The sequence below is a fragment of the Oryzomicrobium terrae genome, from assembly GCF_008274805.1.
In the GTDB taxonomy this organism is placed as follows: domain Bacteria; phylum Pseudomonadota; class Gammaproteobacteria; order Burkholderiales; family Rhodocyclaceae; genus Oryzomicrobium; species Oryzomicrobium terrae.
The window spans coordinates 884124-909755 of the sequence record NZ_CP022579.1 but is presented as its reverse complement, the minus strand read 5'-3'; the positions used below and the strand labels follow the sequence as shown (position 1 = coordinate 909755).

The 25632-nt window shown below is 63.6% G+C and carries 23 protein-coding genes and 1 tRNA gene; 7 read left to right on the top strand and 17 right to left on the bottom strand.

The features are described 5' to 3' along the window. Positions 1–252: 252 nt before the first annotated feature. Positions 253–1413, bottom strand: coding sequence for an NAD(P)H-dependent flavin oxidoreductase (locus OTERR_RS04175; protein ID WP_149424956.1), 1161 nt, complete (start codon positions 1411–1413; stop codon positions 253–255). Between the two features lie 181 nt (positions 1414–1594). After that, entirely contained in the window at positions 1595–3343 is a 1749-nt protein-coding gene (locus OTERR_RS04170) for a PHA/PHB synthase family protein (protein WP_149424955.1), read from the bottom strand. 248 nt (positions 3344–3591) lie between these two features. On the opposite strand from OTERR_RS04170, the gene OTERR_RS04165 reads away from it, so the two are divergent. Then, complete coding sequence (locus OTERR_RS04165) at positions 3592–4035, top strand: universal stress protein (RefSeq protein ID WP_054621120.1); 444 nt, start codon at positions 3592–3594, stop codon at positions 4033–4035. A gap of 64 nt (positions 4036–4099) precedes the next feature. Here OTERR_RS04165 and OTERR_RS04160 read toward each other — a convergent pair whose 3' ends face one another. The 10 genes from OTERR_RS04160 to OTERR_RS04115 form a co-directional block, all read right to left on the bottom strand. Beyond that, positions 4100–4243, bottom strand: coding sequence for a DUF3149 domain-containing protein (locus OTERR_RS04160; RefSeq protein WP_082396890.1), 144 nt, complete (start codon positions 4241–4243; stop codon positions 4100–4102). Between the two features lie 42 nt (positions 4244–4285). After that, positions 4286–4819 (bottom strand): FixH family protein, encoded by a 534-nt coding sequence (locus OTERR_RS04155; protein WP_246154328.1) that lies wholly within the window; start codon positions 4817–4819, stop codon positions 4286–4288. Between the two features lie 11 nt (positions 4820–4830). Beyond that, positions 4831–6282, bottom strand: coding sequence for a cytochrome c oxidase accessory protein CcoG (gene ccoG / locus OTERR_RS04150; protein ID WP_149424954.1), 1452 nt, complete (start codon positions 6280–6282; stop codon positions 4831–4833). A 199-nt stretch (positions 6283–6481) separates the two neighbouring features. After that, positions 6482–7408, bottom strand: a complete 927-nt coding sequence (gene ccoP, locus OTERR_RS04145; protein WP_149424953.1) for a cytochrome-c oxidase, cbb3-type subunit III — start codon at positions 7406–7408, stop codon at positions 6482–6484. Positions 7409–7420: 12 nt separating this feature from the next. After that, positions 7421–7597 carry a cbb3-type cytochrome oxidase subunit 3 gene (locus OTERR_RS04140; RefSeq protein ID WP_082396886.1) on the bottom strand — a complete coding sequence of 59 codons (177 nt, stop codon included), beginning with the start codon at positions 7595–7597 and terminating at the stop codon, positions 7421–7423. Positions 7598–7605: 8 nt separating this feature from the next. Beyond that, positions 7606–8226, bottom strand: a complete 621-nt coding sequence (ccoO, locus tag OTERR_RS04135; RefSeq protein ID WP_054621117.1) for a cytochrome-c oxidase, cbb3-type subunit II — start codon at positions 8224–8226, stop codon at positions 7606–7608. Positions 8227–8243: 17 nt separating this feature from the next. Beyond that, the gene (ccoN, locus tag OTERR_RS04130; protein ID WP_054621116.1) at positions 8244–9674 is read right to left on the bottom strand and encodes a cytochrome-c oxidase, cbb3-type subunit I; all 1431 of its coding nucleotides are present in this window, start codon (positions 9672–9674) and stop codon (positions 8244–8246) included. Between the two features lie 438 nt (positions 9675–10112). After that, positions 10113–10313 (bottom strand): cbb3-type cytochrome oxidase assembly protein CcoS, encoded by a 201-nt coding sequence (gene ccoS, locus OTERR_RS04125; protein WP_054621115.1) that lies wholly within the window; start codon positions 10311–10313, stop codon positions 10113–10115. Positions 10314–10326: 13 nt separating this feature from the next. Beyond that, positions 10327–12786 carry a heavy metal translocating P-type ATPase gene (locus tag OTERR_RS04120; RefSeq protein ID WP_149424952.1) on the bottom strand — a complete coding sequence of 820 codons (2460 nt, stop codon included), beginning with the start codon at positions 12784–12786 and terminating at the stop codon, positions 10327–10329. Positions 12787–12929: 143 nt separating this feature from the next. Beyond that, positions 12930–13005, bottom strand: a tRNA-Thr gene (locus OTERR_RS04115). 277 nt (positions 13006–13282) lie between these two features. Here OTERR_RS04115 and OTERR_RS16530 point away from each other — a divergent pair. From OTERR_RS16530 to OTERR_RS04085, 6 genes are read left to right on the top strand one after another with little or no spacing between them, the layout of a single operon-like run. Next, complete coding sequence (locus OTERR_RS16530) at positions 13283–13711, top strand: type IV pilin protein (protein ID WP_054621113.1); 429 nt, start codon at positions 13283–13285, stop codon at positions 13709–13711. After that, positions 13711–14187, top strand: coding sequence for a GspH/FimT family pseudopilin (locus OTERR_RS04105; RefSeq protein ID WP_054621112.1), 477 nt, complete (start codon positions 13711–13713; stop codon positions 14185–14187). Before OTERR_RS16530 ends, OTERR_RS04105 begins: the two co-directional genes overlap by 1 nt. Next, positions 14184–14819 carry a type IV pilus modification protein PilV gene (gene pilV / locus OTERR_RS04100; protein ID WP_246154326.1) on the top strand — a complete coding sequence of 212 codons (636 nt, stop codon included), beginning with the start codon at positions 14184–14186 and terminating at the stop codon, positions 14817–14819. The genes OTERR_RS04105 and pilV overlap by 4 nt, the downstream gene beginning before the upstream one ends. 3 nt (positions 14820–14822) lie before the next feature. Then, the gene (locus tag OTERR_RS04095; RefSeq protein WP_149424951.1) at positions 14823–15878 is read left to right on the top strand and encodes a PilW family protein; all 1056 of its coding nucleotides are present in this window, start codon (positions 14823–14825) and stop codon (positions 15876–15878) included. Further along, on the top strand, positions 15875–16474 hold the full coding sequence (locus OTERR_RS04090; RefSeq protein WP_054621110.1) for a hypothetical protein: 600 nt from the start codon (positions 15875–15877) through the stop codon (positions 16472–16474). Before OTERR_RS04095 ends, OTERR_RS04090 begins: the two co-directional genes overlap by 4 nt. Positions 16475–16495: 21 nt before the next feature. Next, a complete protein-coding gene (locus OTERR_RS04085; RefSeq protein ID WP_149424950.1) occupies positions 16496–19882 on the top strand; it encodes a pilus assembly protein in 3387 nt (1128 codons plus the stop codon). Between the two features lie 111 nt (positions 19883–19993). Here the strand turns inward: OTERR_RS04085 and ispH are convergent, their stop codons facing one another. The 5 genes from ispH to ileS form a co-directional block, all read right to left on the bottom strand. Next, complete coding sequence (ispH, locus tag OTERR_RS04080) at positions 19994–20917, bottom strand: 4-hydroxy-3-methylbut-2-enyl diphosphate reductase (RefSeq protein WP_054622001.1); 924 nt, start codon at positions 20915–20917, stop codon at positions 19994–19996. 145 nt (positions 20918–21062) lie between these two features. After that, the gene (locus tag OTERR_RS04075) at positions 21063–21512 is read right to left on the bottom strand and encodes an FKBP-type peptidyl-prolyl cis-trans isomerase (RefSeq protein ID WP_149424949.1); all 450 of its coding nucleotides are present in this window, start codon (positions 21510–21512) and stop codon (positions 21063–21065) included. Between the two features lie 71 nt (positions 21513–21583). Further along, positions 21584–22162: a sulfite oxidase-like oxidoreductase gene (locus OTERR_RS04070; RefSeq protein ID WP_149424948.1), complete on the bottom strand. Its 579-nt coding sequence runs from the start codon at positions 22160–22162 to the stop codon at positions 21584–21586. Between the two features lie 37 nt (positions 22163–22199). After that, complete coding sequence (gene lspA / locus OTERR_RS04065) at positions 22200–22736, bottom strand: signal peptidase II (protein ID WP_246154324.1); 537 nt, start codon at positions 22734–22736, stop codon at positions 22200–22202. 24 nt (positions 22737–22760) lie between these two features. After that, positions 22761–25589, bottom strand: a complete 2829-nt coding sequence (ileS, locus tag OTERR_RS04060; RefSeq protein ID WP_149424946.1) for an isoleucine--tRNA ligase — start codon at positions 25587–25589, stop codon at positions 22761–22763. Between the last annotated feature and the right edge of the window lie 43 nt (positions 25590–25632).

Below are 25632 nucleotides of genomic sequence, written 5' to 3'. Positions count from 1 at the left end.
CAGGCCCCGCCCCCCGCGCCTTGATAGCTGTCAAAAGCCCGAGGGCCAGGCGCTCTACCCGGCCAAGACCAAGGCGTGGCGCGCATTTCCACGAGGCCATGCTGGAGAACCGCGCCCAGCCTCGCGTTTCAGGCATACCGGCTGAAAAACCAATAGGGACGCGGGGTTTCAGGCAGGCAGCCGTGAGAAAAGCCGCGCCCCAGGCCCCCGCCGGCCCGCGCCAAGGAAGCGGAAGTCCGTGTGCCGGGCGCTTCAGGCCGCCAGGATGGGACGCTCGCCGGTCATCAGGTAGTGGATCAGTTCCTTCACCGAACGGATCTTGTCGCCGAAGGGCAGGCTGTCGGCGCCGCGGAAGAATAGCCCCTTCTGCACATCGCCGCGCATTGCGGCCGCCAGCTGGCTGTCGATGCAGAACTGGCCGAACTTGGCGAGACCGTCGCGCAAGCCACATTGCACCAGGCAATCCCAGGCCAGGGTGCACTTGTGCTCGCCGCTGGCGGCGGCCTGGAGCTTCTCTTCGCGCTTCAGGTACTTGTCCAGCCAGGGGGTGCGCACCGCCCGGGCCGGCAGCCCGGCGCAGCTCATGAACTCGACCACGTCCTCGGGCCGGGCCCCGGCCAGCACCTGCTTGAAGGCGAGGTCCGCGTCGCCCTCCTCGGTCACGGCAAAGGCCGAGCCGAGCTGCACGGCGGAGGCGCCGAGGGCGAACAGGTGCCGCACCTTCTCGTGGCTGTTGATGCCACCGGCAGGTATCACCGGGATGTTTTCCGATTCGATGCCCAGTTCCTTGTAGGTCTGCAGCACGCCGGGAATCACGGTTTCGAAGGCGAAGCGGGGATCGCCCAGGTCGGCCTGGCGCGCCGCCCCTAGGTGGCCGGCAGCATGGGCCGGATGCTCGATGACGATGGCGTCGGGCAGAACGTTCTTGCGCATCCATTTCTTGAGCACCAGGGCCACCCCGCGCACATCGGAGAGGATCGGCAGCAGGGCCACGGTGGGATGGTCCCGGGTCAGCTCGGGCAGTTCCAGGGGCAGGCCGGCGCCCATGACGATGGCGTCGGCGCCGGACTCGCAGGACTGGCGGATGCAGGCCGCGTATTCGGACACGGCGCGCATGACGTTGACCGCAACCAGGCCGACGCCCCGGGCCATTTCCTTGGCGGCCTGGATCTCCCGGTCAAGGGCGATCAGGTTGGCCCGGTCGATCCGAGCCTTGTCGCGGCAGCGCCCGGTTTCTTCCATCAAGTCGGGATGATGGCGGCGCAGGTCGACGCTGGCGATGGTGCCCACCGCATTCTCCCGGGCCACCGCCCCAGCCAGGCGATGGGCGGAGATCCCCACCCCCATGCCCCCCTGGACGACAGGGAGCAGGGATTTGCCGCGGATCTTGAGGGAAGGGGAATGCAGGGACATGACAGGGACCGGCCGATGAAGAGCGGCGACGATAGCACAGCCCCCCAGCCCCCCTTTGACCTAGGTTAATCCTGGTCGGAATCCCTGTTGGCCAAGGGCTGCACCACGTGCGGTGCGGGCCAACGCCCCGCCGGCCGGCCCTTGCAGAAACGGGCGCGGCGGCGGTCTGAATCCGCCGGATTCAGGATTCCAGCACGTAAGTACCCGGGGCCGCCCCCAGGGCAGGATAGGCCCGGTGCGGCTTGGGCGGGGCCACGCGTTCGCCGCAACGCTCGTCCAGCCAGGCCACCCAGGCCGGCCACCAGCTGCCTTCCTGGCGGCTCACCCCCTCCTGCCAAGCTTCGCTGGACTGGCCGTGGCCGACGTCGCCCATCCAGTAGGCTCGTTTGGGGGGATCCACCGGCGGATTGACGATGCCCAGGATGTGGCCGGAGGTGGACAGGACAAAGCGCATCGGCGCCGGAATGTGGCGCCGGATGTGGAAGCACTGCCGCCACGGGGCGATGTGGTCGTCCTCGGCGGTCACTGCGAACAGGGGCTGGACGATGCGCGTCATGTCGAGGGGCTCGCCGGACAGAGTCATGGCGTCCTTCTTGATCAGGTTGTTCTTCAGGTACATCTCGCGCAGGTAGTAGCTGTGCATGGCCCGCGGCATGCGCGTGGTGTCGCTGTTCCAGAACAGCACGTCAAAGGGCGGCAGCGGCTCGCCGTAGAGGTAGCTGTGCACCCAGTAATGCCAGATCAGGCTGTTGGAGCGCAGCATGCGGAACGAGGAGGCCATGTCCTTGCCATCCAGGTAACCCTGCTTGGCCATTTTCTGCTCCAGCCACTCCACGGCCCCCTCGTCGAGGAATACTTCGATATCGCCGGGACGGGCGAAGTCGGTCAAGGTGGTGAGGGTAGTCCAGTGGGCGACCGGCACCTTGGCGGGGTCCCCATAATGGCGGTTCGCCCAGGCCAGGTAGGCGGTCAGGCCGGTGCCGCCGATGCAATAACCGATGGCGTGCACCTGAGGCACTTTGGCAATGGCGGTCGCCGCCTCGATGACCTTCTGGTAGCCCTCTTGCAGGTAATCGTCGAAGCTGACCTCGGCCATCTCGGGCGTGGGATTCTTCCAGCTGGCCAGGAAGACCGTGAAGCCCTGGCCCACCAGATAGCTGACCAGGCTTTTCTTGGCGTTCAGGTCGAGGATGTAGAACTTGTTGATCCAGGGGGGAAAGATCACCAGGGGGATGGCGCGCACCTTGTCGGTGGTCGGGGTGTACTGGATCACCTCCACTAGACGGTTGCGGAACACCACCTGCCCAGGGGTCGTGGCCAAATCCTTGCCCACGGCAAAGGCGTCCTCGTCCACCATGCGGATATTGCCCGCCCGGATATCCTCTAAGTAATGCTGGAAGCCGCGCGCCACACTCTCGCCATTCGTCTCGGCAAACTTGCGCAGGGCTACCGGGTTGGTCCAGAAGAAATTGGTCGGCGCCATGGCATTGAGCCACTTGCGCAACCAGAATGCGGCCCGGCGGCGCTCCTTGTCCGACAGCCCCGGCGTCTCGAAGTACATGTCCTGGAGACGGTGAGTGATGGCCAGGTAGGTTTCCTTGGCGATATCCCAGGTCGGCACCTCGGCCCAGGCCGGGTCGGCAAAGCGGGCATCGCCCGGCTCCGGCGTTACCACGTCGGTGGATGGCAGCCCCCAGGCACGGCGCATGATGTGGGCCTGTAGCGCCAGGGCATCGCCGGAAAGGCAGGTCAGCACCCGGGTCAACTCCTGGGGATGCAACCACCAGGCGATCTGGGCATTGAGCAGCGAGGTGGTCACGCCAAAAGGATCGAACTGCTGCGCGAGCTTTTCACTCAGCGTCTCAAAAGGACTGAGCCCGCGCAAATCCACCGTGCAGTGTTTCTGGGAGGAAGGTTTGGGAGTGGTCATCGTTATGCTCCGCGCAGACGGCCGCGCCGATTCGGCAATCGGTCTGGCCGATAGCGGTTCTCTATCTAAAATGGAAGGCAGCAGGTGGATATACCATAAATCCATGCTAGCGCCATGGCTTTAGCCTGCATCACGCCAAGCCCCGCGCCCAGCGCGGAGTTTGGCCCGTTTCAACGCTTTTCGCCCAGGGGCGAAGGGCGTACGATAGAAGGCGAATAACCCCGAATAAGTCATTTTGCGGAGGCACCATGTTCAAACACATTCTGGTCCCCACGGACGGTTCCGAGCTGTCCCAAGAGGCCGCCAAGCGCGCCATCGGTTTCGCCAAGGAAATCGGCGCCCAAGTCACGGCGTTCTACGCCAAGCCCGAATACCCGATCACCTACTACGGTGAAGGCGCTCTGATCGACCCCACTACGCCGGAAAAATTCGCCGAACTGGCGGAGCAGCAGGCCAAGGAATTTCTCGCCGGCGTAGCCGAACTCGCCCAGGCTCAAGGCGTGACGTGCAAGACAGTGGCCGTCACCAGCGACGTCCCCTACGAGGCGATCATCGCCACGGCCCAGGATAGCGGCTGCGACCTGATCTTCATGGCTTCCCACGGCCGCCGCGGCATCTCCGGCCTGCTGCTCGGCAGCGAGACCAACAAGGTGCTCACCCACTCGACGATCCCGGTACTGGTATATCGCTGAGCGCGAAGTCACTGCACCATCAAAAAAGGGGCCCGAAGGCCCCTTTTTTATTTATACGCGAATGTCAGAGCCCGCCTTTCGTACGGGACTCTTCATTCACTTTCTTATTGAAATACCAAGCAAAGTACCCCGACATCAGGATAACGCCGACGATCACCGCCAGACTGAGCAGACCAACGTCGGTACCCAACAGTACTTGCCAAGCCATAACTCACCTCCCTGTTGTTGAAAAAACCCGGGGCCGTCCTGCTTATTGTTTTTGCGGCTCGGACTGCAGGTTTGCGGACATTGTGTCGGTATCCCACTCGCCAACCAGGCGCCAACTGGCCTCGGGATCTTCCAGCGTCAGATGGCGCTTGCCACTGGCCGGAGCGATGGCCTCCTGGAGCGACCCTACGTAAGTCCCTTTACTTTCGAGGGTCAGGGGAACCAACTGATCCTGGCCCCGACGGGTCGGGTGAACCAGGGTCAGGTTGATACTGGGCGGCAGCACCTCGTTCGCCCGCTGCGCCAGACGTACATGAAGGCGTAGGCGGTCTTCCGAAAAGGCCACCTCGGCGTTCAGGCCAAGTTCGCCGGCGCGGCGGTCGCGTCCGATGTCCTGGTTCACCGCCAAGCCGCGCTTGTAGTAATCGTCGGCAACCAAGCCATCATCGGATTTGATCGCCAGCCAGACGGTGATCACCCCAGCCACGATCACCAACAGCGGGCCGGCCATCAGCAGCCACGGCCAGGGCTCGCGAAACCAGGGTTTGCCGGACGTACGCAAAGAGAGTTCGCTCACAGAGATTGCCTTTATTGCATGAGGAAAGTGGTTTTTTCGTGGACCGCCACGGCCTTGTCATCGGCTGCTTTGATGTCGAAAAAGAGCTGATTGGAGCCACGCTTGAGCGACTCGGCCGGGGCTTGCACCGTTACGGTCAATTCCGCGACCTGAGCCGGTTCCATCTCCAACGATCGGCGGCCGGCGACTTCAGCCCCCTCGATACCGCTCACGTCGATCTCGAAATGGCGCTTCTGCTCGGCCGCATTGATGATGCGCAGGATGTAGCCGTTTTCGATCCGGCCATCCTCGGCTTCGCGGCTGAGCACGGCACGGTCGCGCAGGACGTCCACCTTGAGCGGAATGCGAGTAGCAATGGACCAGCCCATGGCGATGATGATCACCACCAGGATGCTCGAATAGAGCAGAACCCGGGGGCGCAGCACATGCGCCAGCATCTGGCTCCGGGTGTAATGCTCGGCAACCGCCTTTTCCGTGGAATAGCGGATGAGACCGCGCGGGTAGTTCATCTTGTCCATGATCTGGTTGCAGCCATCGACACACAGACCGCAGCCGATGCACTCGTACTGCAGCCCCTTGCGGATATCGATGCCGGTCAGACAGACCTGGACGCAAACCCCGCAATCGACGCAGTCCCCCAGACCTTGCGACTTGGGTTCAACCCCCTTGCGCCGGCCGCCACGGGGTTCGCCGCGCTCCTCGTCGTAGGTCACGACCAGGGTATCCGGATCGAACATTACCCCCTGGAAGCGGGCATAAGGGCACATGTACTTGCACACCTGCTCACGCAGGAAGCCGGCCTGCATCAAGGTGAAGCCGGCATAGAAGAACATCCAGAAGCCCTCCCAGGGCCCCAGGGTGAAGCTCGTCAGGCTGTGAGCCAATTCCTTGATGGGTGTGAAATAGCCGACGAAGGTAAAGCCAGTCCAGAACGCCAGCAGCCCCCATACCAGGAATTTTGTCGCCTTGATGCGTAGCTTGCGCGCGCTCATCGGCTGGGCGTCGAGTTTTATGCGCGCATTGCGGTCGCCTTCGATCTTGTTCTCGATCCACATGAACAGCTCGGTGTAGACCGTCTGGGGACAGGCATAACCACAAAACAACCGCCCCGCCATTGCCGTGAACAGGAACAAGGCGTATGCAGAAACGATCAGCAGGCCAGCAAGGTAGATCACGTCCTGAGGCCAGAAAACCAGGCCGAACATGAAGAACTTGCGGTTAAGAATATCGAACAGCACGGCCTGGCGGCCATTCCAGTCGAACCAGCAGAGGCCGTAGAAGATCGCCTGGGTCAGGAACACCATAGCCCAACGGGTGGTGTTGAAATGACCGGCGATTGGCCGCGCGTAAATCTTGATGTGCTTCTGATAGAGGCTGCGGCTGGAGGTTTCAGACGCGGCTGCCGGAGCGGCGGGGGACTTGGTGTCGGCGGAGACCGAGACCTTTTCGAGGGGAGAAGTCATTGAGAACACTGCCTTGTTTCAGAATCACACATCACCGGACTTCGCCAGCGGTTCTGGCGAGGATCAATCCACCCGTGCGATTTTGATACAAGTCCGTGCTTGTATCGCTTCTTGTTATGGCACGGGGTGAGGAGCCTCACCCCGTGCATCCGCGGTGTGCCGTCGCTACGGCAGCACCGGGCTTACTGCCAACTACTTCTTACTTCTTCTCGCCGGCGTTGCCAGACTGGCTCAGCACGTAGGCGGTCAGGATGTGCACCTTGGCATCGCCGAGGAATTCCTTCCAGGCGGGCATGCGGTTGGCGCGACCCTTGGTGATGGTCTCAACGATGGTGGCTTCGGAGCTGCCGTACAGCCAGACCTTGTCGGTCAGGTTGGGAGCACCCAGGGCGGTCATGCCTTTGCCATCGGCACCGTGGCAAGCCACGCAGACCTTCTCGAACTTCTCCTTGCCCTTGGCGGCCAAGGCGGAGTCGTTAGACAGGCCAGACAGGGAGCGGACGTAGTTGGCCACTTCCTTGGCACCAGCTTCGCCACCGATCACATCAGGCTGACCACCGTAGGCGGGCATCATGGCGACACGGCCTTCGGCGATGGTCGTCTTGATCGTTTCGTGATCACCACCCCACTGCCAATCAGCATCGGTCAGGTTGGGGAAGCCCTTGGAGCCGCGCGCATCCGAACCGTGGCACTGCATGCAGTAGGTCAGGAACAGACGCTTACCCATTTCCATGGCTTCCTTGTTGCCAGCCACTTCATTGAGAGACATCTTGGCGAACTTGTCGTAGATCGGACCGTACTGGGCATCCGCCTTTTGCACTTCAGTCTTGTACTGACCGACGGAAGACCAGCCCAGGATGCCCTGGAAACGGCCCAGACCCGGGTAGAGCACCAGATAGACCAGGGCAAACACCACGGTGATGTAGAACAGCCACATCCACCAACGGGGCAGCGGGTTGTTGTACTCCTCAAGAGTTTCATCCCAAACGTGACCGGTGGTCTCGACCTTGCCGCCAGCAACCTTAACCTTGCTCTGGCTCCAGAGGACGACGCCGCAGGCGATCACGCTCGCCAGGACGATGCCCACCACATAAAAATTCCAAAACTCGCTAACGAAATCGCTCATGATTCCATTCCTTTAGTCCCGACGGGCGAGGCGGGTTTCCGCCTCATCCACGTCTTTATCTGCGAACGGCAGGTTCGCTGCCTCATCAAAACGAGACTTGCGTCCCTTGCCATAAGCCCACCAAAAGATACCGACGAAGGTCGCAAGCGACACGACGGTCATGATGGATCGCAGATCATTGATGTCCATAGGACCCCTTACTTGGTGTTCTTGAGCGCGAGGCCCATACCTTGCAAGTAGGCGATCAGGACGTCCAGTTCGCTCTTCCCTTCGATGGCCTGTTTGGCACCGGCGATTTCTTCATCGCTATAGGGAACGCCAACCTTGCGCAGCGCCTTCATCTTGGCTTCCACATCGGCACCGACGGTATTGATCGCCGGGGTCTTGTCGAGCCAGGGGTAGGCAGGCATGTTGGACTCGGGAACCACGTCGCGGGGCTGGTTCAGGTGAGCGCGGTGCCATTCGTCGGAATAGCGGCCGCCCACCCGGTGCAGGTCGGGACCGGTACGCTTGGAGCCCCACTGGAACGGGTGGTCATACACGTACTCACCCGCCACCGAGTAGTGGCCATAGCGCTCGGTCTCGGCGCGGAACGGACGGATCATCTGGGAGTGGCAGTTGTAGCAGCCTTCCCGGATATAGATGTCCCGACCAACCAGACGCACCGCGTCGTAAGGCTTGACGCCTTCGACCGGGGTCGTGGTGGACTTCTGGAAGAACAGGGGAACGATTTCCAGCAGGCCGCCGACGCTCACCACCAACAGGGTGAGGACGATGAGCCAGCCTACGCTCTTTTCAACTTTATCTTGCGAAACCATGGTGATCCTCCCTCAGATCAGGCGTGGTGAGCGGCCGGGGTCAGCACGGGGGCTTCCACCGCCTTGTTGCCGGATGCCGTCTTGAGCACGTTGAAGAGCATGACGAACATGCCGCCGAGGAACAGCAGACCGCCGATGAAACGGATAGCCCAGAACGGATAGGAGCTCTTCACCGCTTCGACGAAGCTGTAGGTGAGGGTGCCGTCGGCATTGACAGCGCGCCACATCAGGCCCTGCATCACGCCGGAGATCCACAGCGAGGCGATATAGAGCACCACGCCGATGGTCGCCAGCCAGAAGTGCACGGTGATCAGCTTGATGCTGAACATTTCCTTGCGGCCGAACATGCGCGGGATGAGGTAGTAGATCGAGCCGATCGACACCATGGCCACCCAGCCCAGAGCACCGGAGTGCACGTGACCCACGGTCCAGTCGGTGTAGTGAGACAGGGCGTTCACCGTCTTCACGGACATCATCGGACCTTCAAAGGTGGACATGCCGTAGAAGGACAGGGAAGTGACCAGGAACTTCAGCACCGGATCGTCACGCAGCTTATGCCAGGCACCGGACAGGGTCATGATGCCGTTGATCATGCCGCCCCAGGAGGGAGCCAGCAGAATCAGCGAGAAGATCATGCCGACAGACTGGGTCCAGTCGGGCAGCGCGGTGTAGTGCAGGTGGTGAGGACCCGCCCACATGTAGGTGAAGATCAGGGCCCAGAAGTGCACCACCGACAGGCGGTAGGAGTACACCGGACGCTCGGCCTGCTTCGGCACGAAGTAGTACATCATGCCCAGGAAGCCAGCGGTCAGGAAGAAGCCCACGGCGTTGTGGCCATACCACCACTGCACCATTGCATCCTGCACGCCAGCGTAGGCGGAGTAGGACTTGGTCAGGGTCACCGGCACTTCAGCGGAGTTCACCAGGTGCAGCAGGGCGACCGCCAGAATGAAGGCGCCATAGAACCAGTTGGCGACGTAGATGTGGGAAACGGTACGCTTGGCGATGGTCCCGAAGAACACGACGGCGTAGGAAACCCACACCAGGGTGATCAGGATATCGATCGGCCATTCCAGCTCGGCGTATTCCTTGCCGGTAGTGAAACCCAGGGGCAGGGAAATGGCGGCGAGCAGGATCACCAGTTGCCAGCCCCAGAAGGTGAAGGCGGCCAGACCGTCGGAGAACAGACGGACGTGACTGGTGCGTTGAACCACGTAGTAGGACGTGGCAAAAAGTGCCGAGCCACCAAACGCGAAGATAACCGCGTTAGTGTGCAACGGGCGCAGACGGCCATAGGACAGCCAAGGAATGCCGTACGTCAAATCGGGCCAGACAAGCTGAGCCGCGATGAAGACACCGACGGCCATACCTACGATGCCCCAGATGACGGCCATGATGGCAAATTGCCGTACAACCTTATAGTTGTATGTGGTTTGCGTTTCCGACATGGACCCACCTCAGTTTTTAGAAAGTAAAAATCTTGCGCCGCCTCCCTGATGAATGGACTACAAGCCATGAAACGGCCGTAGTACATCCCCCACTTTTGGCAGCTATCGCGAATGCTATTTTACGGTCCCGGGGAGCTTTTTGACATAGGTCAACCTGCTATTGATCTGGGTCAATTCAGGTGCTACGGGGAACAAAACCCGCGCCGATACTAGGGTTTCAGACATCCTGGGGCCGGGATGGAAAAAGTAGACAAAAAAAGGGTGCGTTTCCACGCACCCCAACCCCAACAGAGAAACAAATCTGACCGCCCCCGCATAGCGGCAGCGATCAAGGCGAATTATGGCCGAGGGTCTACGAATCGATTTTGACCCAGATCAAACCGCCAGCAGCCCAGGACAAGCGCTTAAAAAGAGAAGAAACGCGGGATCGACATAGCCTTAGCTCCCGCCTTTCATTTCAGACTTGTCATTTGCCGTCGGCGTAACACGCCCCTCATCCGGCTCCTTGTCCATCAGGATTCGGTAGGCTGGCCCCTCGAGATCCTCGAACTGACCGCTCTTTACCGACCACCAGAAAACCACGGCGATCAGGAACACCAGGACCACGGAGAGAGGGATCAGCAGATAAAGACTTTCCATGGAGACTCCGGGATCAAGCGGATACGCGCGGCTGACGCTGCAACCGCAGGGAATTGAGGACCACCAGCAGGGAACTGGCCGACATGACGATCCCGGCCAACCAAGGAGTGACATGACCGGAGATCGCCAGGGGAACCGCGACGACGTTGTAGCCAACCGACCACCACAGGTTTTCCCGGATGATGCGTAAAGCCTTACGCACCAACCCCACGGCGAAACGCAGATGGACCAAGCTATCGGAAAGCAACACCAAATCCGCCTGCGTCCGAGCCAAGGGAGCACCACCGCCCATGGCGATCGACACCTGGGCTTGGGCCAACACCGGCGCGTCATTGACCCCATCACCAACCATCGCCACCACCTCGCCGGTGCCCTGCAGCTCCGCCACCGCATCGTGCTTACCCTGGGGCGACACACCAGCGCGGACATCGACAATACCGAGCGTATCGGCAACCCGCTGCGCCGCCTCCGGCGCATCGCCCGACAGCAGCACAACCCGGCACCCATCGGAACGCAGGCTGGCAACCAACTCCGCCGCTCCCGGCCGAATATCGTCATCGAGGTCAAAGAAGGCGAGCCAGCCCCGGCCATCGCCCAAGGCCACCCGAGTCCCAGAAGCGCCACTGCCCGCCAGGATATGCGCCGGTAGCGCCTGACCATGCAGCTCGGCCACATAATCGGGCCGGCCACAGCGCAGTTCGCCCCCGTCGATCCTGCCGGCCACGCCGCGACCGGCCATGGCCGAGGCACCATCGACCGACGCCAGCACCAGCCCCTGAGCTTCGGCAGCCCGCTCCAGCGCCCGGGCAATCGGGTGGGCCGAGGCCTGTTCCAGGGAGGCCGCCAGGCGCAAGGCGTCCTTCGCCGAGACGCCCCCCTCGGTGTGCACACCCTCGACCCGCATCTGCCCCAAGGTCAGGGTGCCGGTCTTGTCGAATACGAAGCAGGTAGCCCGGGCCAGGGTCTCGATGGCATGCCCCCTGGTCACCAACACGCCATGACGCGCCAAGGCGCCACTGGCCACAGTCAGGGCTATCGGCGTCGCCAAGGACAATGCACAAGGACAGGTCACCACCAGCACCGAAACACTGATCCACAATGCTTGAGAAGGATCGTACCAAGCCCAGCCCAGGGCCGTTGCCGCAGCAATGGGCAGAATCGCGCCGATGAAGCGTCCCGCCACCCGGTCGGCGATTTCCACCAGACGCGGCTTTTCCGCCGCGGCCCGCTCCATCAAGCGAACGATTGCAGACAGGCGAGTCCCCTCTCCCACCTCCTCGACCTCGACCACCAGGGGACTTTCCACATTCTGGGCACCGCCGGTAACCAGATCACCCGGGCGCTTGGCCACTGGCCTGCTTTCGCCGCTCAAAAGGGCCTCATCGGCGGCGCTAACCCCCTCGACCACCCGCCCGTCGGCCGGGATGGTTTCCCCCGGCTTCACCAGAACCCGGTCGCCTGGATGCAGATCCGAAACCAGCACCTGCTCGGTTGCTCCGCCAGCACTGGCTCCGGCGGGCAAACGCAGGGCCAAGGCGGGCATCAGCTTGGCCAAGGCCTCGGTCACGCTCACCGCCTTCTGGCGCGCCACCATTTCCAAGAAGCGCCCCCCCAGCAGGAAGAACACAAACATGGTGACCGAATCGAAATACACCTCGCCACTGCCGGAAATGGTGGCCCAGACGCTGGCAGTAAAGGCCACGCCGACCCCGATGGCCACCGGCACATCCATGCCGACACGGCGGAAGCGGAAGTCCCGCCAGGCGTTACGGAAGAAGGGGGCCGAGGAATAGATCACCACCGGTAGGGTCAGCAGGAGGCTGGCCCAGCGCATCAGGCCTTCCATGTCCTTGCTCATGTCGCCGTCGCCGGCGATGTAGACCGGAATGGCGTACATCATGACCTGCATCATGCCGAAACCGGCCACCCACAGGCGCCACAGCATGTCCTTGCGCTCGCGGCGGGCAATTTCCTCATGCCGCGCAGCATCGTAGGGATGGGCCCGGTAGCCGATCGCCCGGATGGCCGCCAGAATGTCGGAAAGGTGCACCTTCCGGTCGTCCCAGCGCACCCGGGCACGGCGGGTTGCGTAGTTGATGTCGACCCCGGTCACCCCGGATAGCTTGGCCACGTGCTGCTCGTTGAGCCAGACACACGCTGCGCAAGTGATGCCCTCAAGCATCAGGGAGGCTTCCTTTTCATCCTCCCCCAGGGCCCGGACGAAGCTCTTCTGAAAATCGTCGTGATCGTAGAGCTTCAGCTCCCCGACGACTGCCGGCATCGCCTCACGGGGCGATTCGGGCAGGGAATCGCGGTGACGGTAGTAGTCATCCAGGCCGTTGGCAACGATCGCCTCGGCGACTGCCTGACAGCCGTTGCAGCACAAGGCACGCTCGGCGCCCCCGACAACTACCGAGAGATGGACATCCTCGGGAATCGGCAGGCCGCAGTGGTAACAGGCTCCCTGGCTCATAGCGCACACATCGCAGTCGATCACCCGCGTGGGCGGGCAAAAGGCAAGAGGATAACACCGTCCCCACCTCCCGCCGCTCCGCCCCAACAGCCCAAAAGCAAAAAGCCGCACAAGGCGGCTTTTCACGAGCGGCAAGGAATGGATGGTGCCGGCGAGAGGAGTCGAACCCCCGACCTTCGCATTACGAATGCGCTGCTCTACCAACTGAGCTACGCCGGCACACCCGGCGGGCCTAGCTTCTGTACAAAGCAAGCAGACCCGATGCAGCGGGGCCCGAATTCTATCGCGACCACCCGGCCGTGTAAAACAACAATCTGACAACACGAAAACATTGCTGACCGTCCAATCCGGACAACGGGCCACTGGTCGCCACTTTCACCCGGGGGAGGACGCAGCTTCTACCATGACGCAAAGATTGAAACAGCATCTTATTCGCAGTTCCCGGGCGATAATCCCGCCTCGATCCTTTTCCCCCAGGCCAACGTCGCACCTACCCATGACAGCCCAGACCTCCCCTCGTGCCATCCGGGGTTTTACCTTGATGGAATTGATGATCACCGTCGCTATCGTGGCCATCCTGGCTGCAGTGGCCTATCCCTCTTACCGGGATTACATCAAGAAGGGCAAGCGGGCCTCTGCCCAGGCGGTACTGATGGACATCGCAGCCAAGGAACACAACTTCCTGCTGGTCAATCGCACCTACGCCTTCTTCACCGACCTCACCGCCACAACGCAAACCGATATCAAGGTCACGGTCCCCACGGAAATCCAGGGGGATTACACCTTCTCCGTGGCGGGGAGCAACTCAGCCTCTCCTCCCACCTTTACCGTTTCGGCAACGCCCAAAGGTTCGATGGCGGGCGACGTAACGCTGACGGTGGATCAAACCGGCGCCAAGACCCCAGCCCAGTACTGGAGCCGGTGATGCACGCCACCGCTGCCCGCCGCGCCCGCGCCGGTTTCACCCTCATCGAGATGATGGTGGCGCTGGCCGTGCTGGCCATTCTGATCGGAATAGGCGTGCCGTCCTTTTCCGAGCTGATCGCCAGTCAACGGGCCCGGGCGGCGACCTCGGCGCTGCACGACGGACTGATGCTGGCTCGCAGCGAAGCGATCAAGCGCAACATCAGCGTCAGTTTGAAGACCACGGACCTGGCGGCCGGCTGGACGATCATTTATAAGGACGCCAGCAACAATGACGTTACGCTGCGCAGTGAGCCCGCTACCCCGGGGCTGACATTCAACCCTGCCGCCCCCACGATCAGCTACAACGGCTTTGGCCGTCTCAGCGCCGGGGCCAACACCAAGATCACGGTGACCGCCCGGGGCAGCAGCAAAACGCGTTGCGTCACCGTGGACACGGTGGGACGCCCCCAGATCAGCGATGGAGCCTGCCCATGAGCCCGGCCATGTACCCGCTGCTGGCAGGACCTTCCCGGCGCGCTATGCGCGGCGTGGGAATGATCGAGGTACTGGTCACCATCGTCATCCTGATCATCGGCCTGCTCGGTTTGGCGGGCCTTCAATCCAAGGCCTCCATTGCCGAAATGGAGTCGTACCAGCGCGCCAATGCCCTGGCCCTGGCCCGGGAAATGGAGGACAACATCGCCTCGGGCCGAGGGCTGCTCAACGATGACCCGGTCAGTGGCGCCGCCGGCTACCTCACCCTGGCCGGCAGCGGGACGAGCCCCACGGTCTATGGCACCGGGGATTCCTATACTTCCTGTACTGCGCTCTCTGGCGCCTCACGCAGCGTCTGCAATTGGAGCCTCGCCCTCAAGGGAGCCTCGGAAACCCGCGGTGGCCAGAACGTCGGCGCCATGATCGGCGCCCGGGGCTGCATCATCGCCACCAGCAATCCCAGCAGCGCCGTGGCCGATTTCTTCATCGTGGTCGTCTGGCAGGGCATCGGCCCCGAGGCCGAGCCCGCCAGCACCTCGCCGGGCGGGCGCTGTGCCGCCAACAACGATTTCGGTGCCGGTCTGCGCCGCTCCGTCACCACCCGGGTCCTGATCCCCCAACTGACAGGCTGAACCATGGGGCCACATTTCTTTTTTTCAAAGGCAGCACGACGCTCCCAGGTCGGCTTTTCCCTGGTCGAACTGATGATCTCCCTGGTCATCGGTCTGATCGTCCTGGGCGCCCTGGTGGCACTGTTCGTCAACAACAGCAGCACCCGGCGCGAGCTGGACCGTTCCGCCGATGTGCTGGAAAACGGCAATTACGCGCTCAACCTGCTGCGTGACGAACTGTCCCTGGCGGGCTTCTATGGCACCCTGGCCACAGTCAGCGGCAGTACCGACGCCCCTTGCTCCACATCCCTCGCCGACTGGAACGGCTCCATGGGCCTGTTCGTGCGGGGCAGCAACCAGACCGACACCCCCGATCCGTTCAGCAGCTGCACCACCAACCGCAAGAGCAACACCGACGCCGTCCTGGTCCAGCGCGCCGCCACCTGCACGACCGGCGGCACCTCCAGCGACTGCGAAACCCTGACTGTGGGCAGGGTGTACCTCCAGGTTTCCGAATGCGGCGACGAGTATTCCACTACGCCCTCCGTCCTGGCAGCCTATGCTGCCACCTCGCCCTTTACCCTGCGTGCCAAGAATTGCACCACCGCGGCCCCGATCCGCAGCTATGTCCGCCGCATTTTCTACATCAACACCAGTAACCAGTTGATGCAGGTGGATATCGGCAACGGAGCCGTCGGCACACCGCAGTTGATCGCCGACGGCATCGAGAACATGCAGATCGAATACGGCATCGACACCACCGGCGATGGCAGCCCGGACTGCTTCATCTACAACTCCGGCGTGTCCACCGACAGCATCGCCTGTTCGGCCACCGTCTGGCCCCCCGCCACCCAGAACACCGCGCCCCCCAACCCGAACTGGCAGAACCAAGGGCCCAACATCGTCGGAGCCCGACTGCACCTGCTGGGTATCGCCACCCAGGCGACCAGCGGTTACGTGAACGACAAGACCTACGCCATGGCCGACTGGGTGCTGACCACGGCACCGGGCGATGCTTACAAGCGCCGGGTATTCACCACCTACATCAACTTCGTCAATCCCCAAGGCAGACGGCAATGATCCCGGCCACCGCCTCCCCCCGTTCGACCGCACAGCGCGGCGCGGTACTGTTCATCGCCCTGATCATGCTGATCCTGGTGACCCTGCTGGCCCTGGCCGCCATGCGCCTGGCCACCACCAACCTGCAACTGGTCAACAACCAGCAGTTTCGCGCCGAAGCCGACGCTGCCGCCAACTACGCCCTCGGCCAGGCCATGAACAGCAGCACCTTCCTCGCCAATACCGCCGACACGACCACCCAGGTGAGCCTGGCCCAGGACGACCCCTCCACCGACGCCAAGGCGCTCCAAGTCACGGTCAAGGCGCCCAAATGCAAACGCTACCGCTACATCAAGAAGAGTGAATTGGTCACCACCGTCTCCGGCACGCCCACGGTAGCCGCCACCGATGCTGCCTGCTTCACCGGCCAATCCTCATCCGGGGTGGTGATCGTGACCCCGGGCATGGGCAACCTCAACGACAACTCGCTGTGCGCCACCGCCCTGTTCGACGTCCAGGCCGTGGTGACCGACCCCGCCACCGGCGCCCAGGCGACCCACAGCCAGGGTATCGAAGCCCGGATGGACTACACCGACGCAGAGAACAAGTGCAAGTAACCGGCTGATCAGGAGCCCGCCATGACCTTTCCCTCACGCCCGACCCTGCTGTCCCTTGCCATCGCCTTGCTCGCTGCCCCGGCCTGGGCCGAGGACATCGACCTGTACACCTCGGGCAACACCAGCCTGAACGCGCCCAACGTGCTGTTCTTCGTGGACAACTCATCCAACTGGTCGGCCAACAACCAGGCCTGGACCAAGGCCGGCGTTCTGGCCAAGTGCGGGACCGATACCACCTGCCAGAATTACGTCTCCCAGGTGTTCGGCAGCGACTCCTCGCTCAAGCAGGGCCAGGTGGAAATGCGTGCCCTCAAGCTGGTCATCAACGAGCTGGTGTGCGGAACAGGCACCAAATTGAACATCAATGCCGGGGTAATGCTGTACAACACTGCAGGCACGGTTTCATCCAACAGCGTGACCACCGGCTATATCCGCCACGCCATCAAGGGTCTGGATAGCACCTACTGCGCCAGCCTGACCAGCGACCTGGAAAACATCGCCACCAACATCACCACCCCGGACTTCAAGGGGCCCTCGTCGGCAGAATACGGCGCACCGCTGTTCGAGGCATTCAAATACTTCGGTGGCTACACCAACCCGGCCAATGCCAATACCGGTACGGCAGGCACCCCGGCCAGCGCCACGGCCTTCGGCCCGATCCGCAACTCGCAACCCACGACCCTGGAAGACGCCAGCGCCTTCACCGACAACGGCAAGAGCACCTACAAAAGCCCCATTTCCAGCGCCAACAGCTGCGGCAAGAACTACATCGTCCTGATCGGCAACAAGTTCCCCAACCAGGAATACGGCACCAACCAGAACGCCACCCCGCCCACCAACAGCACCCTGACCGGCCTGGGCTACTCGCCCAACCAGCTGTACAGCGTCAGCAACAAATCGTCGATCCGCTTCGCCGACGAATGGTCCCAGTTCCTCGCCACCACCGACGTCAGCAGTGCCGCCGGGCAGCAGCCGGTCTATACCTACACCCTCGACATTTTCAACGGCAGCCCGGACGCCGACCAAGGCCAGCTGCTCCGTTCCATGGCCCTCAACGGCGGCACCGGCACCAGTGGCTATTATCAAATCAATGGTGACCTGAAGAGCTTGATCGACGCCTTCAAGGACATCTTCACCCAGATCGCTGCCGTCAACAGCGTGTTCGCTTCGGCGTCCCTGCCCGTCAGCGTCAACACCCAGGGCACCTACCTGAACCAGGTGTTCATCGGCATGTTCCGTCCCGACGGCTCGGCCCGGCCGCGCTGGGCGGGCAACCTGAAGCAATACCAATTCGCGGTCAGCGGCACAGGGGCCAACACCTCCCTGTTCCTCGCCGACAAGGCCGGCACTGCCGCGGTGGACAGCGCCAACACGGGCTTCATCAAGGCTTGCGCCACCAGTTTCTGGACCACCGACTCGGGCACCTACTGGCAGCGGGTGCCAGAAGCGCAAACGCCGCTGACGGCCTGCCCGACCCTACCCTCGGGAATCTCGGTTTATTCCGACCTACCCGACGGCAACATCGTCGAACGGGGGGCCATTGCCGAAAAGCTGCGCGCCCTGACTACGGACACCCGCAACATCAAGACCTGCGCCACCCTCGCCTGCACCAGCCTGGTGGATTTCAACACCACCCAGATTTCCTCATCCACCCTCAGTTCCACGCTGGTGAACTGGGTGCGGGGGATCAACGTCGGCGATGGCCCCACGGACGTTTCCGGCAGCTACCAGTTGTACAAGGATGCCAGCGGCAACACGCCGCCCTCACCCAACCTGATGCGTCCGACCATCCATGGCGACGTGGTCCATTCCCGCCCCCTGGCGATCAACTACGGCACTGCCAGCAACAACGACGTCGTGGTCTTCTACGGTAGCGGCGACGGCATGCTGCGGGCGGTGGACGGCAACCAGACCACCAGCGCCGGCGGCAGCGAACTGTGGTCGTTCGTCGCCCCGGAATTCTTTGCCAAGTTCAACCGGCTGCGCGAGAACGAGCCGAAGATCAAATACCCCACCGTATCCAGCACCGAGACCCCGACGCCGATTCCCAAGGACTACTTCTTCGACGGATCGATCAGCGCCTACCAGGAGCGGGACGCCAACGACAACATCACCAAGCTCCACCTCTATGCCTCGATGCGCCGAGGTGGCCGCACCCTGTACGCTTTCAACGTCACCAACCGCCCCTCCTCCTCCGCCAACCCCACCCTGCTGTGGAAATACGGCTGCCCCAACGACGGCGACGATAACAACTGCACGACGGCCCGGGGCAGCAACGTCACCAAGATCGGCCAGACCTGGTCCACGCCGCACATCCTGCGCGTCAAGGGGGCGGCCAGTAACTACGTGGTGTTCGGCGGCGGCTACGACAAGTGCGAAGACAGTGAGACCACCCTGTGCGGCAGCACGACCAAAGGCCAGGGCATCTTCATTCTCAACGCCGAGAACGGCAACGAGGTGGCCTATATCGACCTGACCAGCGTCAATAGCGCGGCCGGCCGCGTCATTGCCGACATCAGCGCCATCGACGTCAATGGCGACGGCTACACCGACGTACTCTATGCCGTCGATACCCGGGGCAATGTCTGGCGCACCAACCTGAGCAATCCGTCCAGCGGCTACACCGGCTACGACGCCACCCAGTGGCAGACGAACACCTACCGCCTCGCCAAAGTGTCCGACTGGAGCAGCTACGGCACCCAGTCGCGCAAGTTCATGTACGCCCCCGACGTGGTCACCCTGGGCGCCCTGAACATGGTGCTGGTCGGCTCTGGCGACCGGGAGCAGCCCCTGGACACCTCCAAGGCCGCCAAGGTGCTCAACCGCTTCTACGGCTTCAAGGACTTCTACGCCAGTGCCATTGCCACCACCACCAACGGCTTGGACTGCGACACCAAGGGGAACACCACCCTCGATACCGGCTGCGATCTGGTCAATACCACCAGCACCTCGATCGGCGGCATCACCCCCGACTACCGCACCGCCCTGGTCTCGTCCAAAGGCTGGTACATCGAACTCGACTCCACCGTCACCTCGCCCACCGAGCAAGTGGTCACCACCCCGGTTACCACCGGGGGTTACACCTACTTCAGCACCTTCCAGGCCACCGACCACACCAGCCCCAGCGCCACCTGCAGCAACCTGGGCACCGGGCGCGGCTACGCGGTGAACTTCCTCGACGGCAGCCTGCGCGCCGGGGACGGCATCCGTTCGGCCACCTTTGCCGGCGGCGGCATTCCGCCCTCGGCCGTGGCCGGGGTGGTACAGATCGGCGACAACAAGTACCCGTTCCTGATCGGCGGCCGGCCCAACGACAGCGGCGGCTCGGCCCTGGACCCGCAGAAGGTCAAGCTCAACATCATCACCAAGCGCAAGCAGGTGTACCGCTATCAGAACATCGACAAATAAGCGGGCGCCCCGGCGAGCAGCAGGCCGGGGGTAAAACAAACGGGGCAGACCTGGCGGTCTGCCCCGTTTGTTTTTGGCGCTGGCGAGAAAACGCTGACCGGCCCGCCGGTCTCAGGCGCTCAGTTCCTTGGGCAGGGGAAAAACGGTGTTTTCGACGGCGCCTTCGGCCAGGCGCACCGCGTCGGCCCCCTGGTCGCGCAGGCGCTGGACGACCTCATCCACCAGCACTTCCGGCGCCGAGGCCCCGGCGGTGACACCGACGTTGTCCTTGCCGGCGATCCAGGCCGGATCGATCTGATCGGCCCGGTCGACCATGTAGGCGGGGACCCCCTTCAACTCGGCGACTTCGCGCAGCCGGTTGGAATTGGAGCTGTTCGGGCTGCCCACCACGATCACCACCTGGGATTGGCCGGCCAGCTGCTTGACCGCATCCTGGCGGTTCTGCGTCGCGTAGCAAATGTCGTCCTTCTTCGGCCCGACGATCTCGGGGAAGCGCTCGCGCAGGGCGCTGACCACCACGGCGGCGTCGTCCACCGACAGGGTGGTCTGGGTCACGTAGGCCAGCTTGGCCGGATCGCGCACCGCCAGGGCGGCCACGTCGGCCGGGGTTTCCACCAGGTACATGCCGCCCTCGGCCTGGCCCATGGTGCCTTCCACTTCCGGGTGGCCCTTGTGGCCGATCATGATGATTTCGCGGCCGTCCTTGCGCATGCGCGCCACTTCCAGATGCACCTTGGTCACCAGGGGGCAGGTGGCGTCGAACACCTTGAGGCCCCGAGCCTCGGCCTCGCTGCGCACCGCCTTGGCCACGCCGTGAGCGGAGAAGATCACCGTGGCGCCGTCCGGCACCTCGTCCAATTCCTCGACGAACACGGCGCCCTTGGCCTTGAGGCCGTCCACCACGAAGCGGTTGTGCACCACCTCGTGGCGCACGTAGATCGGGGCGCCGAACAGTTCCAGGGCGCGTTCGACGATGGCGATGGCGCGCTCGACGCCGGCACAGAAACCGCGGGGGGTGGCGAGGATGACTTGCATGGGGGGGTATCTCGAAAGGCGCGTGGAATAAGGCGCTCCGGGCAGGCAGGCCCAAGAGCCAATAGGGACGGGCATCTCCGGGCATACCCCGTGGAGATGCCCACGGGGCGCGGGGTTTCAGCCCGCGGGGGGTTTCAGCCCCCGCTTACAGCACGCCGATCAGGTGCACGTCGAAGCGCACCGACTTGCCGGCAAGAGGGTGGTTGAAGTCGATCAGGGCGTGGCTGTCGCTAAGCTCGCGCACGAAGCCGGCGAACTCGGCCCCTTCCGGGGTGGCGAATTCAACCACCGCATTCTCCTTGAGCTCCAGACCGTCCGGCAGGGCGCTGCGCAGGATGCGTTCGACCAACCGCGGGTTGTGCTCGCCGAAAGCCTCACCCGGGGCCAGTTCGAAGGTCTGGCGGGCGCCGGCGGACAAGCCGAGGAGCTTGTTTTCCAGGGTCGGGGCGAGCTGGCCGCCGCCCATCTGCAGGGTGGCCGGGCTCATGTCGAAGGTGCTGATCACCTCGGTGCCGTCGCTGGTGGACACCCGGTAGTGCAGGGTGAGGAAGCTGGAGGGGGTGACCACCGGTTCGGTGGCGGAGGAAGCGGACATGGTCGGTTCGGGTCGCAGGTTGCGGGTGGATCGGATGAATGGGTCGGGACGTGCAGAAACGCGGCGGCGGCTCAGTCGCCGTAGCGCTCCTCTTTCCAGGGGTCGGCTTCGTTGTGGTAGCCGCGCACTTCCCAGTAGCCGGGGTGGTCGTCCCGGGTGAATTCGATGCCGGTCAGCCACTTGGCGCTCTTCCAGCCGTAGCGTTTGGGCACAAGCAGACGCACGGGGCCACCGTGGTCGTCGGACAGGGGCGCATCCTCCACCGAATGGGCCACCAGCACGTCGTCGTCCAAGAGCGCCGCCAGGGGCAGATTGGTGGTGTAGCCGTCGGCGCTGTGCAGCACCACGTGGCGCGCCGCCGGGGTGGGAGACGCCAGGGCAATCACGTCCCGGGCCAGGACGCCTTCCCAGGCCATGTCGAGACGGGTCCAGGTGGTGACGCAGTGAAAATCGATCACGACCTTGGTCTGCGGCAAGGTCAGCAACTGGCCCCAGTCGAGCACCACCTCCTGGGCCACCTCGCCGAACAGGCGCAGGCGCCAGTCGTCGTGGGTCAAACCGGGACGGATGCCCAGGTCGAGGACGGGAAAGTCCTGAACCTGATGCTGCCCGGGAGGGATGCGCAGATGGGAGGGGCGGGAATCGGTCATGGCAATTCGTCGGTGATCAAACAGGCGGAAGCCGGGATCAGCTTTGACCGCGTCCGTCCGGTTTTTCTCCCTTGCCCTGGCGCAACTCGTGCCAGGCCAGCAGCGCCACCCCCAGGCAGATCGCCGAGTCGGCCAGATTGAAGGCCGGCCAGTGCCAGCCCAAGGCGTGCACATCGAGAAAATCCACCACCGCCCCGTAGGCAAACCGGTCGATGACGTTGCCGATTGCCCCGCCCATCACCAGGGTCAGCCCCCAGCACAAGCCGCGATGGCCGGGCTGCCCGGCGTGGCGGCGCAACATGGTGCCCATCCACAACGACACGGCCGCCGCCAGCACGACGAAGAACCAGCGCTGCCAGCCGCCGGCCGCCGCCAGGAAGCTGAACGCCGCCCCCGGGTTGTACACCAGCACCAGGTTGAAGAAGCCGGTCACCGGCCGGGATTCGCCCAGGGCGAACAGGTCCAGCACCCACAGCTTGGAAGCCTGGTCGAGGACGATCACCGCCACGGCCACGGCCAACCATTTCAGCCAGACCGCCGCCGGGGCGGGGGCATCGTCCTGGGCCGTCGTCACGCCGCTCATCGTGCCGTGCCCAACTCAGGCATGGGTCCGGGTTTCGCCGGCGCCGTAGAGATTTTCGACGCAGCGGCCGCACAGGGTCGGATGCTCGGCGTTGGCGCCCACGTCCTCGCGCACGTGCCAGCAGCGCTCGCACTTGCCGTGGCCGCTCGGCGTGGCCACCAGCTTGTCTTCCGCCGACTTCACCACCGCAGCCTTGGAGCAAATGAGGACGAACTTCAGGTCGTCGCCCAGGGAGGCCAGGCGCGCGTACTTCTCGCCGTCGCAGTGGATTTCCACCTCGGCCTGCAAGGACGAACCGATGGAACCGGCGACGCGCAGGGCCTCCAGTTCCTTCATCACCTCGCCGCGCACCTCGCGCAGGGCCGCCCATTTGGTCAGCAGGGCCGCGCTGTCGCCGCCCACCGGCAACTGGTGCCAGGTGGTGAACATCACCGAGTCGTCGGCCTTGCCGGACAGCACCGACCAGATTTCCTCGGCGGTGAACGACAGGATCGGCGCCATCAGCCGGGTCAGGGCCTGGAGGATGTGCCACAGGGCGGTCTGGGCCGAGCGGCGGGCCAGGGAATCGGCGCCGGTGGTGTACAGCCGGTCCTTGAGCACGTCCAGGTAGAAGGCGCCCAGATCCTCGGAGCAGAAGGTCTGCAGGGCCTGGACCACCTTGTGGAACTCGTAGCCTTCGTACTCGGCCTCGCACAGGGATTGCAGCTGGGCGGTCAGGGCCAGGGCGTAGCGGTCGATCTCGAACAGCCGGTCGGCGGTCACGCCGTTGGTGGCGATGTCGAAGTCGGCGGTGTTGGCGAGCAGGAAGCGCACCGTGTTGCGGATGCGGCGGTATGACTCGACCACGCGCTTCAAGATTTCGTCGGAGATCGACAGCTCGCCGGAGTAGTCGGTGGCGGCCACCCACAGGCGCAGGATCTCGGCGCCCAGCTTGTCGGAAACCTGCTGGGGAGCGATCACGTTGCCCTTGGACTTGGACATCTTGTGGCCCTTGCCGTCCACCACGAAGCCGTGGGTGAGCAGGGCGTTGTAGGGCGCCCGGCCGTCGATGGCCGAACCGGTCAACAGCGACGAGTGGAACCAGCCGCGGTGCTGGTCCGAGCCTTCCAGGTACAGGTCGGCGGGCCAGATCAGCTCGTCCTTGTGGGAGCCGCGGATGACGCTCATGTGGGTGGTGCCGGAATCGAACCACACGTCGAGGATGTCATTTACCTTGTCGTAGTCGGCCGCATCATTGCCGAGCAACTCCGCCGGATCGAGCTTGGTCCAGGCCTCGATGCCGCCCGCTTCCACCTTCTGGGCCACCGCTTCCATCAACTCCAGGGTGCGCGGGTGCAGCTCGCCCGTCACCTTGTGGGTGAAGAACGGCAGGGGCACGCCCCAGTTGCGCTGGCGCGAGATGCACCAATCGGGCCGGTTGGCGATCATGGCGTGCAGCCGGTTCTTGCCCCAAGCGGGGAAGAAGGCGGTGGCCTCCACCGCTGCCAGAGCCGATTCGCGCAGCGACGTGGCCACGGTTTCGGTGGCGGCCACGCCCTTGGTGTCGCTGTCCGGGGCGTCCATGCGCACGAACCACTGGCTGGTGGCGCGGTAGATCAGCGGCGTCTTGTGGCGCCAGCAGTGCATGTAGCTGTGCTCGATGGTGGCAGCCTTGAGCAGCGCGCCCACTTCGCCCAGCTTCTCGACGATGGCCGGGTTGGCCTTCCACACGTTCATGCCGCCGAAGAAGGGCAGGTCGGCGGCGAAGGTGCCGTCGCCCTGGACCGGGGTCAGGATGGCGTCGTTGTGCATGCCGTAGTGCTTGCACGAGGCAAAGTCCTCCAGGCCGTAGGCCGGGGCGGAGTGCACGATGCCGGTACCGGTGCCCAGTTCCACGTATTCGCCCAGGTACACCGGGGAGAGGCGGTCGTAGAAGGGGTGACGGAAGGCGATCAGCTCCAGGGCGGCGCCCTTGCAGGTGGCCACGGTGGCTCCTTGCAGGGCATAGCGTGTGAGGCAGGCCTCCTGCAGGTCGGCGGCCAGGATCAGGCTGGCCGGCTTGCCGTTGATCTCGGTCTGCACCAGGTGGTAGTCGATCTCCGGGTGCACGTTGAGCGCCTGGTTGCCCGGAATGGTCCACGGGGTGGTGGTCCAGATCACCGCATAGGCGTCACCGTCGGGCAGGGCGGCCAGGCCGAAGGCAGCGGCCAGCTTGTCCCGCTCGGCGCAGGCGAAGGCCACGTCGATGGCCGGGGACTTCTTGTCCTGGTATTCCACCTCGGCCTCGGCCAGGGCGGAGCCGCAGTCGAAGCACCAGTTGACCGGCTTCAGGCCCCGGTAGACGAAGCCCTTCTGCATCATCGCGGCCAGGGCGCGAATCTCGTCGGCCTCGGTCTTGAAGTTCATCGTCTTGTAGGGGTTGTCCCAATCGCCCAGCACGCCGAGGCGGATGAAGTCCTTCTTCTGCCGCTCGATCTGCTCGGCAGCGTAGGCCCGGGCCAGCTCCTGGACCTTTTCCCGGGGGATCTGCTTGCCGTGCTGCTTCTCGATCTGGATCTCGATGGGCATGCCGTGACAGTCCCAGCCCGGCACGTAGGGGGCGTCGAAGCCCGACAGGGTGCGGGAGCGGACGATGATGTCCTTGAGGATCTTGTTCACCGCGTGGCCGATGTGGATGTCGCCGTTGGCGTAGGGGGGGCCGTCGTGCAGGATGAACTTGGGCCGACCGGCGCTGATCTCGCGGATGCGGCGGTAGAGCTGCTTCTCCTGCCATTGGCCGACCCACTGGGGCTCGCGCTTGGGCAGGTCGCCGCGCATCGGGAACGGCGTGTCGGGAAGGTTCAGCGTGTCTTTGTAGTCAGCCATGGCGCAGTCTCGGGAATCTCGTAGCTCTTGGGCGGGAATCTGA

Bases quoted from the DNA above. Each gene is read 5' to 3' on its own strand.
- OTERR_RS04165 (WP_054621120.1), top strand. From the start codon at position 3,592: ATGTTCAAACACATTCTGGTCCCCACGGACGGTTCCGAGCTGTCCCAA.
- ccoP (WP_149424953.1), bottom strand. From the start codon at position 7,408: ATGAGCGATTTCGTTAGCGAGTTTTGGAATTTTTATGTGGTGGGCATC.
- ispH (WP_054622001.1), bottom strand. From the start codon at position 20,917: ATGCAAGTCATCCTCGCCACCCCCCGCGGTTTCTGTGCCGGCGTCGAG.
- OTERR_RS04085 (WP_149424950.1), top strand. From the start codon at position 16,496: ATGACCTTTCCCTCACGCCCGACCCTGCTGTCCCTTGCCATCGCCTTG.
- ccoS (WP_054621115.1), bottom strand. From the start codon at position 10,313: ATGGAAAGTCTTTATCTGCTGATCCCTCTCTCCGTGGTCCTGGTGTTC.
- OTERR_RS04090 (WP_054621110.1), top strand. From the start codon at position 15,875: ATGATCCCGGCCACCGCCTCCCCCCGTTCGACCGCACAGCGCGGCGCG.
- OTERR_RS16530 (WP_054621113.1), top strand. From the start codon at position 13,283: ATGACAGCCCAGACCTCCCCTCGTGCCATCCGGGGTTTTACCTTGATG.
- OTERR_RS04075 (WP_149424949.1), bottom strand. From the start codon at position 21,512: ATGTCCGCTTCCTCCGCCACCGAACCGGTGGTCACCCCCTCCAGCTTC.
- ileS (WP_149424946.1), bottom strand. From the start codon at position 25,589: ATGGCTGACTACAAAGACACGCTGAACCTTCCCGACACGCCGTTCCCG.
- OTERR_RS04105 (WP_054621112.1), top strand. From the start codon at position 13,711: ATGCACGCCACCGCTGCCCGCCGCGCCCGCGCCGGTTTCACCCTCATC.
- OTERR_RS04120 (WP_149424952.1), bottom strand. From the start codon at position 12,786: ATGAGCCAGGGAGCCTGTTACCACTGCGGCCTGCCGATTCCCGAGGAT.
- pilV (WP_246154326.1), top strand. From the start codon at position 14,184: ATGAGCCCGGCCATGTACCCGCTGCTGGCAGGACCTTCCCGGCGCGCT.
- ccoO (WP_054621117.1), bottom strand. From the start codon at position 8,226: ATGGTTTCGCAAGATAAAGTTGAAAAGAGCGTAGGCTGGCTCATCGTC.
- ccoG (WP_149424954.1), bottom strand. From the start codon at position 6,282: ATGACTTCTCCCCTCGAAAAGGTCTCGGTCTCCGCCGACACCAAGTCC.
- OTERR_RS04160 (WP_082396890.1), bottom strand. From the start codon at position 4,243: ATGGCTTGGCAAGTACTGTTGGGTACCGACGTTGGTCTGCTCAGTCTG.
- OTERR_RS04140 (WP_082396886.1), bottom strand. From the start codon at position 7,597: ATGGACATCAATGATCTGCGATCCATCATGACCGTCGTGTCGCTTGCG.
- OTERR_RS04095 (WP_149424951.1), top strand. From the start codon at position 14,823: ATGGGGCCACATTTCTTTTTTTCAAAGGCAGCACGACGCTCCCAGGTC.
- OTERR_RS04175 (WP_149424956.1), bottom strand. From the start codon at position 1,413: ATGTCCCTGCATTCCCCTTCCCTCAAGATCCGCGGCAAATCCCTGCTC.
- ccoN (WP_054621116.1), bottom strand. From the start codon at position 9,674: ATGTCGGAAACGCAAACCACATACAACTATAAGGTTGTACGGCAATTT.
- OTERR_RS04070 (WP_149424948.1), bottom strand. From the start codon at position 22,162: ATGACCGATTCCCGCCCCTCCCATCTGCGCATCCCTCCCGGGCAGCAT.
- OTERR_RS04170 (WP_149424955.1), bottom strand. From the start codon at position 3,343: ATGACCACTCCCAAACCTTCCTCCCAGAAACACTGCACGGTGGATTTG.